2 protein-coding genes are annotated in these 1411 nt (G+C 61.4%); both read right to left on the bottom strand.

Features of this window, described 5'->3' with window-relative positions; translation table 11 throughout:
* On the bottom strand, window positions 1–264 hold a 264-nt coding region (locus tag OXG98_17970), incomplete at its 3' end, for a hypothetical protein (protein ID MCY3773898.1).
* 120 nt (window positions 265–384) lie between these two features.
* Entirely contained in the window at window positions 385–1353 is a 969-nt protein-coding gene (locus tag OXG98_17965; protein ID MCY3773897.1) for a hypothetical protein, read from the bottom strand.
* Window positions 1354–1411 lie beyond the last annotated feature (58 nt).

The raw sequence follows: 1411 nt of genomic DNA, 5'->3' as shown, positions 1-1411 counted from the left end.
GAACGTGGCCTGGGCCATGAACAGCGACACGCCGGAGAAGACGTTGATGAAGATGCCGATCCAGCCGAACGCCATGAGGTCGTTCAGCGCGACATAGGGAATCGGCTTGAAGCAGCCCAGCATGCGCAGGCTGAGCACGAACATGATGCCGACGATGATCGCCAGACCCATGGCATGCATCGCCAGCATCAGCGGCCATCCGACCAGCCCGGCGACGATCCACTCCGAGTAGGCCGTCGTTTCCATCCAGCTTAGGAAACTCATGAGTACTCCCTCTTACGCGCTATCGCTGCTGTCGGCATCCCTGTCGATCCAATAGGTCAATCCCACGACCACAGCCAGTACGCCGACCACGAAAAGAAGCGCGATTACGAAACCCATCCGTTAGCCTCCGTCTCCGTAGTACGGCAGCAAGCGACCGAACACCAGCACGCAGGCCCACGAGACCATCGTCACGGCAGCCATGACCTTGGCCGTTGCGGGCGCGTCGTCTCCGGATTTCACCGCCCAGATCTCATCGAAGATGGTGAAATACAGGATCGCGAGCCCACCGATGACCAGCCAGATGATCTTGGGCGGAAAACCGTCCATGGCGACGTAGCGCCCCGAATCGGCGATGAAGAAGAACATGCCGGTCACGATGTTGACGGCCAGTCCCAGCGCGCCCAGCGGCAGCAGCCGGTGCAGGGCGGAGAACGGGATGCTCCTGGCGATGCCGAGCGCGCGCAGCCCGATGATCGACACCACACCGAAGACCACCGCCATACCGACGAAATGCGCCGCCTCCATCGAGGGCCACGCCCAGATGATGCTCTGGATGGTCGTCTCGATCAGCTCGATGATGCCCGATCCCTCCGCCGACGCGGCCGTTTCATGAAGATCCGGACGGACGATGGTGCCCCCGAGACTCCCGGTCCTGATCAGAAACACGACCGAAAGCACCGAAAGCACCAGGATGGCGTAGAGGTTCCAGGCGTGCACCTGCGCAAAGCGGCGCCGCTGCCACAGCGCGAGCCACGCCATGCTTCCGGTCAACCCCATTAACAGGAACTGCATCAGCGCAGCTTCCTGATGGGCCAGGACCACGTCCATCGCCACATCGGGGCGTCCCTCGTACGCCCACCGCGTCGCCGCCCCGGAGATGTAGGTCGGGATCGCGACGATCCCCAGGAGCACGAACACGATGAGGCTGGCCTGTTTGACGTCGGAGCTTCTCAGGTCGAACTCGGGACGAAACCAGCTCCGCCAGTGCACCGAAGCCAGGAAGAGACCCAGCGCGAGAATCGATCCATAGATCGGGAGATGATTCAGGACGATGTGCAGATGAGGCCCGTTATTCGGTATCAGATCCATAATTGTTGTTCTTCCTATGACTGACGCCAACGGCCAAGCGACTTTACAGCACGCGCCG

Source organism: Gemmatimonadota bacterium (assembly GCA_026706345.1).
Lineage (GTDB): Bacteria > JAAXHH01 > JAAXHH01 > JAAXHH01 > JAAXHH01 > JAAXHH01.
Note: the sequence above shows the minus strand (reverse complement) of the source record. Positions and strands in the feature narration are given on the sequence as shown.